The sequence below is a fragment of the Streptacidiphilus rugosus AM-16 genome (assembly GCF_000744655.1).
Lineage (GTDB): Bacteria > Actinomycetota > Actinomycetes > Streptomycetales > Streptomycetaceae > Streptacidiphilus > Streptacidiphilus rugosus.
The window spans coordinates 4675865-4690186 of the sequence record NZ_JQMJ01000004.1 but is presented as its reverse complement, the minus strand read 5'-3'; the positions used below and the strand labels follow the sequence as shown (position 1 = coordinate 4690186).

7 protein-coding genes and 1 pseudogene are annotated in these 14322 nt (G+C 71.7%); 4 read left to right on the top strand and 4 right to left on the bottom strand.

Annotation, left to right across the window (positions count from 1 at the left end; genetic code table 11):
• The first annotated feature begins 106 nt into the window (after window positions 1–106).
• The gene (locus BS83_RS30395; protein WP_051944350.1) at window positions 107–2521 is read left to right on the top strand and encodes a hypothetical protein; all 2415 of its coding nucleotides are present in this window, start codon (window positions 107–109) and stop codon (window positions 2519–2521) included.
• Between the two features lie 68 nt (window positions 2522–2589).
• On the opposite strand, the gene BS83_RS30390 is transcribed toward BS83_RS30395, so the two are convergent.
• The 4 genes and pseudogenes from BS83_RS30390 to BS83_RS30375 form a co-directional block, all read right to left on the bottom strand.
• Complete coding sequence (locus BS83_RS30390; RefSeq protein ID WP_037606637.1) at window positions 2590–5067, bottom strand: right-handed parallel beta-helix repeat-containing protein; 2478 nt, start codon at window positions 5065–5067, stop codon at window positions 2590–2592.
• Window positions 5068–5277: 210 nt separating this feature from the next.
• On the bottom strand, window positions 5278–6117 hold the full coding sequence (locus BS83_RS30385; RefSeq protein ID WP_037606635.1) for an MOSC domain-containing protein: 840 nt from the start codon (window positions 6115–6117) through the stop codon (window positions 5278–5280).
• Window positions 6118–6167: 50 nt separating this feature from the next.
• Window positions 6168–6719, bottom strand: a complete 552-nt coding sequence (locus BS83_RS30380) for a DUF6643 family protein (RefSeq protein ID WP_037606633.1) — start codon at window positions 6717–6719, stop codon at window positions 6168–6170.
• A 299-nt stretch (window positions 6720–7018) separates the two neighbouring features.
• Window positions 7019–7867: pseudogene (locus tag BS83_RS30375) on the bottom strand (PAC2 family protein); the annotation flags it as partial.
• Between the two features lie 260 nt (window positions 7868–8127).
• Between BS83_RS30375 and metH the strand changes: the two are divergent.
• The 3 genes from metH to BS83_RS30360 all read left to right on the top strand — a co-directional run bounded on the left by metH (window position 8128) and on the right by BS83_RS30360 (window position 14317).
• Entirely contained in the window at window positions 8128–11619 is a 3492-nt protein-coding gene (gene metH, locus BS83_RS30370; RefSeq protein ID WP_037606630.1) for a methionine synthase, read from the top strand.
• A gap of 107 nt (window positions 11620–11726) precedes the next feature.
• Window positions 11727–12398: an HAD family hydrolase gene (locus BS83_RS30365; protein WP_037606628.1), complete on the top strand. Its 672-nt coding sequence runs from the start codon at window positions 11727–11729 to the stop codon at window positions 12396–12398.
• Window positions 12399–12679: 281 nt separating this feature from the next.
• Complete coding sequence (locus BS83_RS30360; RefSeq protein WP_037606626.1) at window positions 12680–14317, top strand: ABC transporter substrate-binding protein; 1638 nt, start codon at window positions 12680–12682, stop codon at window positions 14315–14317.
• The last annotated feature ends 5 nt before the right edge of the window (window positions 14318–14322 follow it).

The following is a 14322-nucleotide window of genomic DNA, read 5'->3' as shown; positions in this document are numbered from 1 at the left end:
TGGTGACTGGCGCAAAAGTGCTGTGCGGACGGGAGCGAAGCGGGAGCATATCGGGCAGACACGCGCGGTGCGGTCGTAGGGAAGGGAACGTCGGGGAGGGGTCGGCATGGACGGGGACGGCGAGCGGGAGACGGGACTGGAGAAGGACGCGGTCGTGCCCGGGCCGGGCGGCGTGGTGCTGCCCGCCCAGCGGTCGGCCGAGACCTCCCTGGACGCGGAGTCGCCGGGCGGCGGGCAGCGCGGTCTGTGGCTGGAGCTCCTCGTCCACGGCATCGGCGGCACCACCCCCGAGGCCATGCTCGACGACCCGCACCTGAAGCAGATGACCGGCGACGCCATGTCCGGCACCTACCGCCGCTGGCCCGACCAGGACGCGGAGCGCCGACCGGCCGGCTACTCCGGGGACGCCGTCCTTGAGGCCTACTCCTGGGCCAAACTCACCTCGGGCGCCGCCAGCCGGGCACTCTGGCTGCTGCTGCTCCCCTTCATGTTCGCCAACCTCGCCCACTGGATGCGCCCGCCGGGCCGCGACGGCGACGACACCCGCGGCCGCGGCGCCTACCAGGCCCTGGTGAAGCTGGTCGCCGTCTCGCTGACCGTGCTGCTGACCGCCGCGGCCTGCGAGATCGCGCTCGACCTGACGGCCTGGCAGTGCGCCGCCGACAGCGCCTGCGTCGCCCACCACTCGTGGCTCGTCTTCGCACTCGGCGGCCACGGCGGCTGGTGGGCGCAGCCGGGCCGGCGGCTCGCCGTGGCCGCGCTGGTCCCGGTCGCGGTCCTCACGGGGCTCGGCCGGCTGGCCAGGCTGACCTGGAGCAGCTACGAGATGGTCCGCCCGATGCCCGGGGCCCGTCCGGCCGTCCGGCCGCTGGAGATGGAGGGGGACGGCTTCTGGTACGGCGTCGCGGCGGTCGCGCGCCTGCGCGCGCTGCATCTGGCCGCCGGCCTGCTGACGATCGCCTGGGCCGTGCTGATCCCGGTGCTGGCGCACGACCGGGCGGCGGGCGCGGGCCTTCGCTGGGTCGGCCTGGCGCTGCTGGCCGCGCTGGTGGTGCTCGGCGCGCTGCTGCTGGTCGGCCTCGCGCTCGGCTGGGACGCGCTGCCGGGGCGGGCCCACTTCTGGGCGGCGGCCGGGGCGGTGGCCCTGGTGTGCGTCTACGCCGTGTGGTCCCGGCCGGACTGGACGGCGACGGGGCTGCTGCCGGGGGCCCAGCGGGGATTCGCCGCACTCGCCGCCGGTCAGGCCCTGCTGGTGCTCGTGCTCGGCGGCGTCGCCTGGTGGATGACGCGCGGTCAGCCCCCGGCCGCACCGGTCGACCCGACGCTGACCCTCCCCGGCCCCGACGGCGCGCGCCCGGCCGACAGCGGCTTCGGCGGCGCCAACGGCGCGGCCATGCGTGGCCTGGGCGGCCCGGTCACCTCCATGCTCGCCGTCGGTCTCGGCGGTTTCTTCACCGCCGGCGGGGTGCTCTTCGCCGCGCAGCGGCTCGCCGGAGGGGGCGCCGTCCCGCAGGCCGCGCCGATGCTGGTCTGGCACGCCAGCGGCATCACCCTGCTGGTCCCCGCGCTGCTGGTGATCGTCGCGGTCGTCGGCCTCGGCCTGGTGCGCAGGTCCTGGGCGCTGCGGCCGCAGGTGCTCGCCGCCTACGACAAGCCGGCGACCACCCACTCGCCGCGCACCGGCGCGATCGCCACCGCGCTCTCCGGCGCGCGGGCCACCGAGGCCGGCGCCGCGCTGATCGCGACGCTCGCCGGGGTCTCCGCGGTCCTGCTGCTGGCCTCACTCGTCGGCTCGCTGGCCACCGGCCGGTCGCTGACCGACGCCACCCACGGCGAGGGCGCCTTCCTGGCCGGGCTCGGCCAGACCCTGCAGCACCTGGGCGGCTGGCTCACCACGGCGATGGTCGTCGCCCTGATCGGCCTCGGCCGCAGCGCCTACAGGTCGCCCTCGCAGCGCCGGAGCGTCGGCATGCTCTGGGACATCGGCACCTTCTGGCCCCGCGCGGCCCACCCGCTGGCGCCGCCGTGCTACGCGGAGCGCGCGGTCCCCGACATCGAGGCGCGGATGCGGACCTGGCTCGGGGCCGACCCGACCCGCAGGCTGGTGCTCTCGGCGCACTCCCAGGGCACGGTGCTGGCGGCGGCGGCCCTGTGGCAGCTGGATCCCGCGACGCGCGGCCGGGTGGCGCTGCTGACCTACGGCTCGCCGCTGCGCCGGCTCTACGGGCGGTTCTTCCCGGCCTACATGGGGCCCGACCAGCTCGGCCGGCTGCTGGGCGACGTGCCGCGCTGGGACAACCTCTTCCGGCTGACCGACCCGATCGGCGGTCCGGTCAGGCTGGCGGGAGCGGACGGAGCCCCCGGACCCGACCAGCCGCCCTTCCCCGACCCGCTGGCCTTCGGCCGCACCGACGCGTACCCGATCCTCGTCCCCGTCAACGGCCACTCCGACTACCGCGCCGACCCGCGCTTCATCGAAGCCCGCGACGCGCTGCTGCAGCACCTCGGCAGCACCCCCTGACCCCAGGGGGCGGTCGTCGCGCGGTTCCCCGCGCTCCCTGAGGCCGTGCACCAGGTCCGCCGGCCGACCTACGGAAGGTCGGCGGGCAGCAGCAGCTGGAGCTGTTCCGTGGTGGCGTCGGGGAGTTGGGCGATGCGGACGGCATGGCGTTCGATCATGGTCTCGAAGACCTGGCGGGCCGTCCGGCCGTTGCCGAAGGAGGGGCCCTTGGGGAGGGCGGCGAAGTGGGTGAGCAGGGCGGCGGCCGTCTCCTCGGCGAGGGCGTACTCGTGCTCCTCGGCCTGGGCGCGGGTGATCTCCAGCAGTTCGTCGGCCGAGTAGTCGGGGAAGGTGATGGTCCGTGAGAAGCGCGAGGCCACACCGGGGTTCGCGGCGAGGAAGCGCTCCATCTCGGTGGTGTAGCCGGCCACGATGACCACGACCTCGTCCCGGTGGTCCTCCATCAGCTTGACCAGCGTGTCGATGGCCTCGCGGCCGAAGTCGCGGCCGCCGTCCTCCGGGGCGAGGGCGTAGGCCTCGTCGATGAAGAGGACGCCGCCGCGCGAGCGGTCGAAGGCCTCGGCGGTGCGCAGCGCGGTCGCGCCGATGTGCTCGCCGACCAGGTCCATCCGCGCGACCTCGACCAGGTGGCCGCGCTGCAGCACCCCGAGCGAGGCGAGGATCTCGCCGTAGAGGCGGGCCACCGTCGTCTTGCCCGTGCCGGGGGAGCCGGTGAAGACCAGGTGGCGGCGGAGCGAGGGCGCCTTCAGTCCTGCCCGGCGGCGCCGACGGCCGACCGAGATCAGGTCGATCAGCGTGCGGACCTCCTGCTTGACCGTCGCGAGGCCGACCAGCGAGTCCAGCTCGGCCAGCGCCTCCTCGGCCGGGCGGCAGTCGGGGATCGGCGCGATCTGCCCGATCGCCTGGGCCAGGCTGGGCCTGGCCTGCTGCGTCGCGGAGGCCCGCAGTTGCGTGGGCACGGCGGGGGCCGCGGGCGCCGAGGCGGCGGGGGAGGTCCCCGGCGCCGCCGTCCCCGTGGCGGAGCCCGCGGAGCCGGACGCCGCGCCCGCCGCGGGCAGCGCCGCCGCGGCCGGGGCGAGCGGCTTCGCGTCGTCGGAGAAGCAGGCCTCCACCACCGGTCCCGGCTCGGAGAACTCGAAGCCCCCGCGGGCGTTCTGCTCCGCCCGGCAGCGGGTCAGCACGGTGGCGCAGCCGTCGATCACATGGAAGCCGTAGCCCTTGCCGTGCGTCGCCGTGCACTCCTCGAAACTGCCGCGGCCGCCCGCCGAGACGTAGACCGCGGCCTCCGCGCTGCCCCGCATCACGCAGCCGCGCAGCACCGGATCGGCGCTCTTGGTGACGATCACCGCCGTCGCCACGTCCGCGATCTCACAGTCCGTCAGCAGCCCGCCGCTGCCGTGGTCGCGGAACCAGAGCCCGGTCGTGGCGTCCTGCACCCGCAGCCGGTCCAGCCGGACGTCCGCGCCGGCGCTGACCGAGACGGCGGTGCTGCGCACCTGCGAGAGGGAACAGTCGACGGCCTCCGCCGAGGAGCCGCGGTCCAGCACGAACAGCGCGTCGGGCACGTCGTGGATCCGGCAGGCGGTCAGCTTCGCCGTCGCGCCGTCGATGACCCAGACGGCGGGGTAGTCCCCGGTGCTGTCCCGCAGCTCGCAGCCGGTGGCCTCGACGGAGGTGTCCGCGTCCCACACCGAGAGCCCGTTCCGGCCGAAGGCGCGCAGCTGCGAGTCGGTCAGCGTGAGCCGGGAGCGGCCGCGCAGGTCGGCGGCGTTCTCCGGGACGTCGTGGATCCGGCAGCGGTCCAACAGCAGTGTCGCCTGGCCGTCCAGGGTCAGCCCGTTGTCGCTGACCCGCGAGATGTCGCAGTCCGTCAGCACGCCGCCGGCCAGGTCGTCGGCCTGCACGCCGTTGCCGTTCACCTCGCTGATCTCGCAGCTCTCCAGCTCGGCGCGGGTGCCCTCGCCGGTGAGCACCAGGCCGGCCCCGGTGGTCTGCCGGATCCGGCCGCGCAGCATCCGCAGCGTCCCTCCCGCGCGCACCACCACGCCGGACTGGCCGGTGGTGTCCACCACGCAGTCCTCGACCAGCGCGCTGGCCGCCTCCGAGACCCGGATGCCCAGGCCGCCGGGGTTCTCGACCCAGGAGTGCCGCACGCTGGGCGAGGCCTCGCCGCGCACCTCGATGCCCACCGAGGAGCGGGTCGCGATCCGGCACTCCGTCAGCTCCGGCGCGCCCGCGGCGATCAGCACAGCGGGCGCGGAGCCGTCCTGGCCCTCGAGCACCAGGCCGTGCACGGCCGCCGAGGCGAGCACCAGCAGGGCGCTGCCGGCCGGCGGCTCTATCCGGACCGTGCCGGGACCCTCCGCGCTGCGCAGCGTCACCGCCTTGTCCAGCACGACGTTCTCGCGGTAGACGCCCGCGCCGAGCGCCACGGTGTCCCCGGGCTCGGCGGCGGCGAGCGCCTCGGCGACGGTGGTGTACTCACCCGAGCGGCGACGCCAGCGCGAGGCGCCGTCCAGGGTCACCCGCACCACGCCTGCTCCCATGACGATCCGCTGCCCCCAGCTCTCTCGTACTGCCGCGTCCGCCCACGGTACTGCGTCCGGCACCTTCGCCTGGCCCTCTTCCTGTGACAACGAGCGGGAGGACGATCGGTAGCCGCCCGCGACAACGATTGCACTGATCAGGTCCGTGATCCGACCGGCGTTGACCTGATGAGTGACCCGACGAGTGATCCGATCCGCCCGGTTCCCGCGTTACGCCGGCCGTGGCAGCGGCCCCGCGTCGAGCACCGTCACCGGGTCGCCGAGGTTGAGCGTGCCGTAGGGGGAGAGCGGCACCAGGTGCATGCCGAAGCCGGCCTTGCTGCCGAACCGGCGGCGCTTGCGCAGGGTGCGCAGCGGCTGCTGCCCGGTGAAGACGCCGGCGTCCTGGTCGACGGTGGTCATCACGCAGCGGCCGCACTGCTGGACCACCTCGAACTCGACCTCGCCGATCCTGATCCGGCGCCAGCCGGTCTCGGCCCAGGGGGTCGGGTCGTCCACGACGAGGTTGGGCCGGAAGCGGGTCATCGGGACGGAGCCCGCGGCCGTGGCCGCCTCCGGATGGTCGCGGGCGATCAGCTCGTTGAGCGCGTCGAGGGAGGCGCTGCCGGCCAGCAGCAGCGGGTACTCGTCGGCCAGGCTGGTGACCGCCGGACGCGGTCGGCGGGCGGGAACGTCGAGATGGACCAGGCGCAGCTCCCGGTCGAGCAGCTTGCGGAACCAGGAGGTGACCGCGGGCGCGTCCGCGACGGGCGCGGCGAAGCCGTGGCCGAACACGGAGACGGGACCGAGGGAGTCGAGCCCCGGCGCGGGCACGGGCAGCGGATCGCCCGCCTCGGGGTGACGCACGAGCAGTCCGCCGCCGTCCTCGATCTGGGCCTCGAACAGCGCCAGCCGCGGGTCCTCACGCTGCGTCAGGGCCTCGCCCTGGGCGTCGACCAGCATCCAGCGCCGGTCCCCGGCCAGGCCCCAGGGCTCGACCGGGCAGGAGTCGAGCGGCAGGGCGCGGAAGGACTTGACGGGGTGTATTCGCAGAGCGGTGAGCTGGGCCATACCCCCATGGTGCCAGTGCGGGGCCGGCACCCGGGCGTCAGCTGGGCGTGTCAGTAGCCCCGCTGCTGCGGGTACTGCTGGGAGTACTGCGACGGCGGCTGGGTGTAGCCGCCCTGGGACGGGGCCTGCGACTGCCCGTACTGCGACGGGGCCGAGGGGTAGGCCGGGCGCAGGGGGCTGACCGGCGGCATCGGGGTGCCGTTGGCCGGGGTGTTGTAGCCGCCGCCCTGGGCCGAGTACTGGCCGCCGTAGGAGGGCTGCTGCGGGATGTACGGCTGCGGGGCCGGGTACTGCGCCGGCACCGGCGTGGGCGGGGTGTAGCTGGGACTGCTCGGTCCGGGGCCGAGGGCCAGCCGCGGCGCGGGGGGCGCAGCGGGCAGGTTGCTGCCGTAGCCGAACGAGGACCCGTACGAGGGGGAACCGTACGAGGAACCGTAGGACGACGAGCCGAAGCTGTCGTACGCCGACGGCAGGGCCGCGGGCACGTTGATCGGCGCGATCTGCGGGACCCCCCGCTCAGCCACGAGGCTGTCGTAGATGGGGGTGTCCGAGGCGAAGGACGGAGCGTAGTAACCGACTCCGTCGTAGGAGCGGGAGGTCATGACGCATACCGTAAGCCCACAACGTGCCTGCTGAGGAGAGTGTCACGGCAGGTAGTTGTGGGCTTTGTCGACCTAATGGCTCGCACGACTGCTCGAATGTGTGAAAAACGGTCAGATCACCTGCATGGAGTAGCCGCAGGCAGGCGGTTTGTTGGCCGAATGTTTACCGGAGGGCACCTCTCCGGCTCGGGTCACTTGGATGATCGCCCGAGTTCACCCTTCCGGGCGGGCGTGCGCCATCGCCGGGCAATCCACCCGGAAGGGGGTGCGGTCGTGCGTCGCGCTCAGTCGCCGGCCTTGGGCGGCTGGTTGTCCCTGCGGCGCAGATAGCGCTCGAACTCGCGTGCGATCGCGTCGCCCGAGGCCTCCGGCAGGTCGACCGTGTCCTTGGCCTCCTCCAGCTGCTGCACGTACTCGGCGACCTCGCTGTCTTCCGCGGCCAGCTGGTCCACCCCGAGCTGCCAGGCCCGCGCGTCGTCGGGCAGCTCGCCCAGCGGCACCCGGATGTCGAGCAGGTCCTCGACCTTGTTCAGCAGCGCCAGGGTCGCCTTCGGGTTCGGCGGCTGGGCCACGTAGTGCGGTACCGCGGCCCAGAAGGTCGCCACCGGGATGCCGGCGTGCGCGCAGGCCTCCTGGAGCACGCCGACGATGCCGGTCGGGCCCTCGTAGCGGCTCTCCTCCAGCTCCAGCGAGCGGGCCACGTCAGGGTCGGAGGTGACGCCGCTGACCGGGACCGGCCGGGTGTGCGGGGTGTCGCCGAGCAGCGCGCCCAGGATCACCACCATCTCCACCCCGAGCTCGTGGGCGAAGCCCAGCAGCTCCTGGCAGAAGCTGCGCCAGCGCATGCTCGGCTCGATGCCGCGGACCAGCACCAGGTCCCTGGTCTTCGGCTCCGTCACCCGGACGACGGAGAGGCGCGTGGTCGGCCAGGTGATCCTGCGGACCCCGCCCTCCATCCAGACGGTGGGCCGGTTCACCTGGAAGTCGTAGTAGTCCTCGGCGTCCAGCTCCGCGAGTTCCTTCCCGCCCCAGGTCTCGTCCAGATGAGCGACGGCGGTGGAGGCGGCGTCCCCCGCGTCGTTCCAGCCCTCGAACGCGGCCACCATGACCGGGTCGATGAGCTCGGGCACGTCCGCAAGCTCGATCACCCCGGGGCCTCCCTCCACTTGCCTGGGTCGGGCCCGGCTGAGCCCGCCCCACGGACTGTAAGTGCCCAGCGTACGGGCAACCATTCCTTTTACCGGATGCACTCGCCACACCTGCCGCCGCTGAGCAGGCGTCCCTTCGGGCTCGTCCCACCTGGCGGAACTCGAAGGAGCTTGCGCGCACCCCTGACATACGCTGGGCCTCGTGCGCCCGCGTTGGTGCGGGCGCAAAGCCGACAGCCGTCGCACACAGGGAGCTCACCATGGCCGTTTTCGTCCCTCCTGCCCCCCAAGAGCGCGCCGACGCGCTCCGTGCGGCGTTGGCCGCGCGTGTGGTCGTGGCCGACGGGGCCATGGGAACGATGCTCCAGGCGCAGGACCCGACCATGGAGGACTTCGAGGGCCATGAGGGCTGCAACGAGGTCTTGAACGTCTCCCGCCCCGACATCGTGCGGGCGGTGCACGAGGCCTACTTCTCCGTGGGCGTGGACTGTGTGGAGACGAACACGTTCGGCTGCAACCTGTCCGCGTTCGCGGAGTACGACATCGCGGATCGGATCTTCGAGTTGTCGGAGGCCGGGGCGCGGCTGGCGCGTGAGGTGGCGGACGGGTTCGCGGCCGGGGACGGGCGTCAGCGGTGGGTGCTGGGTTCGATCGGGCCGGGGACGAAGCTGCCGACGCTGGGCCACATCGCGTTCGACGCGTTGCGGGAGGGGTTCCGGCAGAACGCGGCGGGTCTGATCGCGGGTGGTGCGGATGCGCTGCTGATCGAGACCAGTCAGGACCTTTTGCAGGTGAAGGCGGCCGTTCTGGGCGTGAAGGCGGCGCTGACGGAAGCGGGGCTCACCCTCCCGATCATCACCGAGGTGATGATGGAGACGACCGGCACGATGCTGCTCGGCTCCGAGATCGGCGCGGCGCTGACGGCGTTGGAGCCGTTGGGCATCGACCTGATCGGCCTCAACTGCGCCACCGGCCCCGCCGAGATGAGCGAGCATGTCCGCTACCTGGCGCGGCACGCCAGGGTCGGGCTCTCCTGCATGCCCAATGCGGGTCTGCCGATCCTCACCAAGGACGGCGCGCACTACCCCCTGACCCCGGCCGAGCTGGCCGACGCCCACGACGTGTTCACCCGCGAGTACGGCCTCTCCCTGGTCGGCGGCTGTTGCGGCTCGACGCCCGAGCACCTGCGGGCGGTGGTGGAGCGGGTGCAGGGGCGTCCGGTCGCGGCGCGCAGCCCCCAGCCCGAGGCCGCCGCCGCTTCGCTGTATCAGCCGGTGGCGTTTCGGCAGGACACCTCGTATCTGGCGATCGGTGAGCGGACGAATGCGAACGGGTCGAAGAAGTTCCGTGAGTCGATGATCGCGGGGGACTGGCAGGGGTGTGTCGACATCGCGCGGGAGCAGATCCGGGAGGGTGCGCACCTGCTGGATCTGTGTGTGGACTATGTGGGTCGTGACGGTGTGGCGGACATGAAGGAGCTGGCCGGCCGTCTGGCCACCGCCTCCACGTTGCCGATCGTGCTGGACTCGACGGAGCCGGAGGTGTTGCGGGCGGGCCTGGAGCTGCTGGGTGGGCGGGCGGTGCTGAACTCGGTCAACTTCGAGGACGGCGACGGGGACGAGTCCCGGTACGGGCGGATCGCGGCGCTGGCGGCCGAGCACGGTGCGGGGTTGATCGCGTTGACGATCGACGAGGAGGGGCAGGCGCGGACCGCGGAGAAGAAGGTCGCGATCGCGGAGCGGTTGATCGGTGATCTGGGGGCGCGGTTCGGGATCCGGGAGTCGGACATCCTGGTCGACTGTCTGGCGTTCACGCTGGGGACGGGGCAGGAGGAGTCGCGGCGGGACGGGATCGAGACGATCGAGGCGATCCGGGAGTTGAAGCGCCGCCATCCGCAGGTGCAGACGACGCTGGGGTTGTCGAACATCTCCTTCGGGCTCTCGCCGGCGGCGCGGATGGTGTTGAACTCGGTGTTCCTGCACGAGTGTGTGGAGGCCGGGTTGGATTCGGCGATCGTGCACGCGGCGAAGATCTTGCCGATGGCCCGGATCCCCGAGGAGCAGCGCGAGGTGGCGCTGGACCTGGTCCACGACCGGCGCCGGGAGGGGTACGACCCGCTGGCGAGGTTCCTGGAGTTGTTCGAGGGGGTCAGTGCGGCGTCGGTGCGGGCGGGGAAGGCGGAGGAGCTGGCGGCGCTGCCGCTGGAGGAGCGGCTGCAGGCGCGGATCGTGGACGGTGAGATCAACGGCCTGGAGGAGGACCTCACCGAGGCGTTGGCGGTGCGGCCGGCGCTGGAGATCGTCAACGAGGTGCTGCTGGAGGGCATGAAGACGGTCGGTGAGCTGTTCGGGTCCGGTCAGATGCAGTTGCCGTTCGTGCTGCAGTCGGCGGAGGTGATGAAGAAGGCGGTGGCCTACCTGGAGCCGCACATGGAGAAGTCCGACGCGGAGGGCAAGGGCACCATCGTGCTGGCCACGGTCAAGGGCGACGTCCACGACATCGGGAAGAACCTGGTCGACATCATCTTGTCGAACAACGGCTACCACGTGGTCAACATCGGGATCAAGCAGCCGGTCGCGGCGATCGTGGAGGCCGCGACCGAGCACCGCGCGGACGTGGTGGGGATGTCGGGGCTGCTGGTGAAGTCCACGGTGATCATGAAGGAGAACCTGGAGGAGCTCAACCAGCGCGGCCTGGCCGAACGGTTCCCGGTGATCCTGGGCGGCGCGGCCCTGACCCGCGCCTACGTCGAGCAGGACCTGCACGAGATCTACCAGGGCGAGGTCCGCTACGCCCGCGACGCGTTCGAGGGCCTGCGGCTGATGGACGCGCTGATGGCCGTCAAGCGCGGCGTCCCGGGCGCGGTCCTGCCCGAGCTGAAGCAGCGCCGCCACGCGCGCGTGGAGGTCGCCGAGCCGGAGGAGACCACCACCCGCTCCGACGTGGCCGCCGACAACCCCGTCCCCTCCCCGCCGTTCTGGGGCGACCGCATCGTCAAGGGCATCCCGCTGGCGGACTACGCCTCCTGGCTGGACGAGGACGCCCTGTTCAAGGGCCAGTGGGGACTGAAGGCCGCCCGGACCGGAGGCCCCTCGTACGAGGAGCTGGTCGAGTCCGACGGGCGGCCGCGGCTGCGGATGTGGCTGGACCGGCTGCAGACCGAGGGCCTGCTGGAGGCCGCGGTGGTCTACGGCTACTTCCCCGCCGTCGCCCGCGGCAACACCCTGGTCGTGCTCGGCGAGGACGGCAAGGAACGCACCGACTTCACCTTCCCCCGCCAGCGCCGCGGCCGCCGCCTGTGCCTGGCCGACTTCTTCCGCCCCGAGGAGAGCGGCGAGAAGGACGTCGTCGCCCTGCAGGTCGTCACCATGGGCAACCGGATCTCCGAGGCCGCCAACGAGCTGTTCGCCGCGAACTCCTACCGCGACTACATGGAGCTGCACGGCCTGTCCGTCCAGCTCGCCGAGGCCCTGGCCGAGTACTGGCACGCCCGGGTCCGCGCCGAACTCGGCTTCTCCTCCGAGGACCCCAAGGACATGCGCGACATGTTCGCCCTCAAGTACCGCGGGGCCCGCTTCTCGCTGGGCTACGGCGCCTGCCCCGACCTCGAGGACCGCGCCAAGATCGCCGAACTCCTCCGCCCCGAACGCATCGGTGTTCACCTGTCCGAGGAGTTCCAGCTGCACCCCGAACAGTCCACCGACGCCATCGTCATCCACCATCCGGAGGCGAAGTACTTCAACGCCCGGTGAGCCTTCGCGCTCGCACTGGACTAAGCTGTAGGACCCATTCGGGCCGGTCACTGTCACAGTGGCCGGCCCGATCGGCCCCGACGCACCGAACGAAGGCGGAACCGCCCGTGACCACAGTCGCCTCGCGCACCCTCCAGGCCGTCCTGATCGACATGGACGGCACCCTCGTGGACACCGAGGACTTCTGGTGGGAGGCCGAGTCGACCCTGTTGGCGGAGCTGGGTCACCCGATCGGCGTCGAGGAGCGCGAGATCGTGGTCGGCGGACCGATGACGCGGGTGGTGGACCACCTGCTCAGGGTCTCCGGTGCGCCGCTGACGCCCGAGCGGCTGAGCGCCCTGATCAACGAGCGCTTCGTCGAACTGATCGGACAGGGTGTGCCGGTCCGTCCGGGGGCCAAGGCACTGCTGGCGGACCTCGCCGCCCAAGGGGTGCCGACCGCGCTGGTCTCCGCCTCGCACCGGCGGATCATCGACCAGGTGCTGCTGACCCTGGGGGCGCACTTCTTCGCTTTCACCGTCGCCGGCGACGAGATCGCCAGGACCAAGCCGTACCCGGACCCGTACCTGCTGGCCGCCGCGCGGCTGGGCGCGGATCCCACCCGTTGCGTCGTCATCGAGGACGCGCCGACGGGGGTCCGCTCGGGTCAGGCGGCGGGCTGTCATGTCCTCGCGGTGCCGTCGGTGACGGCCATCGAGGCGGGTCCGCGCACCACCGTGCGGGGGTCCTTGGAGGGTGTCGACACGGCGCTGCTGCGGGCCCTTCTGAGCGACGGCTGAGCCGTCGCCCGTGGCGGGCCCAGGGTGGAGTTCCGGACTCCCGAAGGTAACTACCTGCTAACGCCAAAACGGACTTATGGGTGCACTCGACGTCAATTCCGGCGCATTTTCGAGACCTTGAAGGAACCCTAGGTAAAGGGCGACTGCGCCTTCGTGCGATCGTATGGCAGGCTACCCAACGATCGACCCTGCCCGAATCCCGACGGCACCCCTTCTCGTGGTGTCGCGGTTGATCGCGGCGTGGCGGCGACCCTCAGCGCCGGCAAGGAGAAGAAGGACACATGTCAGCACTCAAGCGGGTGGCAGCGCTCAGCTGCGTCGGCCTGATAGCCACGACCACCGCCTGCGGGTCCTCCAAGTCGACCGGACCGGTGGCGGGCGCTCCGAACGTGACCATCAAGGTCGGCTCGGCCAACGCCTACTCCACGCTGGACCCGGCGAACGCCTATGACCAGGGCTCCTGGCAGGTGTACTACAACATCTACCAGAGCCTCTACACCTATGCGCCGGGCTCCAACGTGCCCACGCCGGACGCGCTGACGACGAACGGCTGCGCCACGCCGACCGACGGCGGCCTGACCGTGAGCTGCACGCTCCGCTCCGGGCTCAAGTTCTCGAACGGCGACCCGCTGGATGCGGCGGCGGTCAAGTTCTCCCTCGACCGGGTCGCGAAGATCAAGTCGAAGACCGGCGTCGAGACGCTGCTCAGCTCGATCAAGTCGATCGACGTGCAGAGCAGCACCCAGTTCACCTTCCACCTGACGCAGCCGGACGCCACGCTCACCGACCGTCTCGCCTCGGGCGTCGCCTCGATCGTCGACCCGAAGGTCTTCTCCGGGACCGCCGCCGAGCCGAGCGACTTCACCGGCGTGGTCGGTTCGGGCCGCTACAAGGTCGACTCGGTGGACTTCGCCGACCTCGGTTCCGGCAAGCAGCCGGTCGACGTGAAGCTTTCGCTCAACCCGAACTACCAGGGCGCGGCGTCGGCCCCGCACAACTCGGCCGTCGAGCTGAAGTACTACACGGACCAGGTCGGCACCAAGAAGGCGCTCGACACCAAGGCCGTCGACGTCGTCATCCAGGACCTCAACGCCAGCGACATCGTCTCGATGCAGGGGAACCAGCAGCTCGGCTCCGGCCTGCAGGTCGCCCAGGGCCCCGGCGGCACGGTCCGTCTCATGTCCTTCAACACGGCCAAGGGCGTCTTCAAGAACGTCAAGGTGCGTCAGGCGGTCGCCCAGCTGATCGACCGGGACAAGATCATCAGCGACGCGTACCAGAACACGGTCACGCCCGCCTACTCGGTCATGCCCTCCGGTATCACCGACGAGTCCGAGTCGTTCTCCTCGGCGAAGTACATGGTGCCGAAGCAGAGCCTCAGCCAGATCAAGCACGGGCTGATCAACGCGGGCCAGACGCTCCCGATCCCGTTCACCCTCTCCTTCGGTAAGGGTGACGCGGCCAAGGAGAAGGAGGTCCAGATGATCGCCGATCAGCTGAACGCCTCCGGTGTCTTCAAGGTGTCGACGCAGGGCTTCGCCGGTGGCTTCTCCGAGATGTCGAAGAAGGTCCTCGACACCGGCAACTTCCAGGCGTTCATGGTCGCCTGGTCCGCCGACTACCTCGACCCCGACGACTACATCTCGCCGATGGTCTCCGGCCCGGCGCCGGGCGCGCTGTACAACAGCTACAGCAACGACCAGATCAACAGCCTGATCAAGCAGGGTCTCGCCGTCGACGACCGCAGCAAGGCGCGCCCGATCTACAAGGAGATCCAGGACGACATCGCGCGTGACGTCCCGGTGCTCCCGATCTGGACGAACCAGCAGTACGCGGCCTCCCAGGCGGACATCACCGGCGTGCCGCTGACGCTCGACAACTCCGGCACCGCCCGCTGGTGGCTGATCGGCACGAGCTGATCGCT

Bases quoted from the DNA above. Each gene is read 5' to 3' on its own strand.
- metH (WP_037606630.1), top strand. From the start codon at position 8,128: ATGGCCGTTTTCGTCCCTCCTGCCCCCCAAGAGCGCGCCGACGCGCTC.
- BS83_RS30395 (WP_051944350.1), top strand. From the start codon at position 107: ATGGACGGGGACGGCGAGCGGGAGACGGGACTGGAGAAGGACGCGGTC.
- BS83_RS30385 (WP_037606635.1), bottom strand. From the start codon at position 6,117: ATGGCCCAGCTCACCGCTCTGCGAATACACCCCGTCAAGTCCTTCCGC.
- BS83_RS30380 (WP_037606633.1), bottom strand. From the start codon at position 6,719: ATGACCTCCCGCTCCTACGACGGAGTCGGTTACTACGCTCCGTCCTTC.
- BS83_RS30390 (WP_037606637.1), bottom strand. From the start codon at position 5,067: ATGGGAGCAGGCGTGGTGCGGGTGACCCTGGACGGCGCCTCGCGCTGG.
- BS83_RS30360 (WP_037606626.1), top strand. From the start codon at position 12,680: ATGTCAGCACTCAAGCGGGTGGCAGCGCTCAGCTGCGTCGGCCTGATA.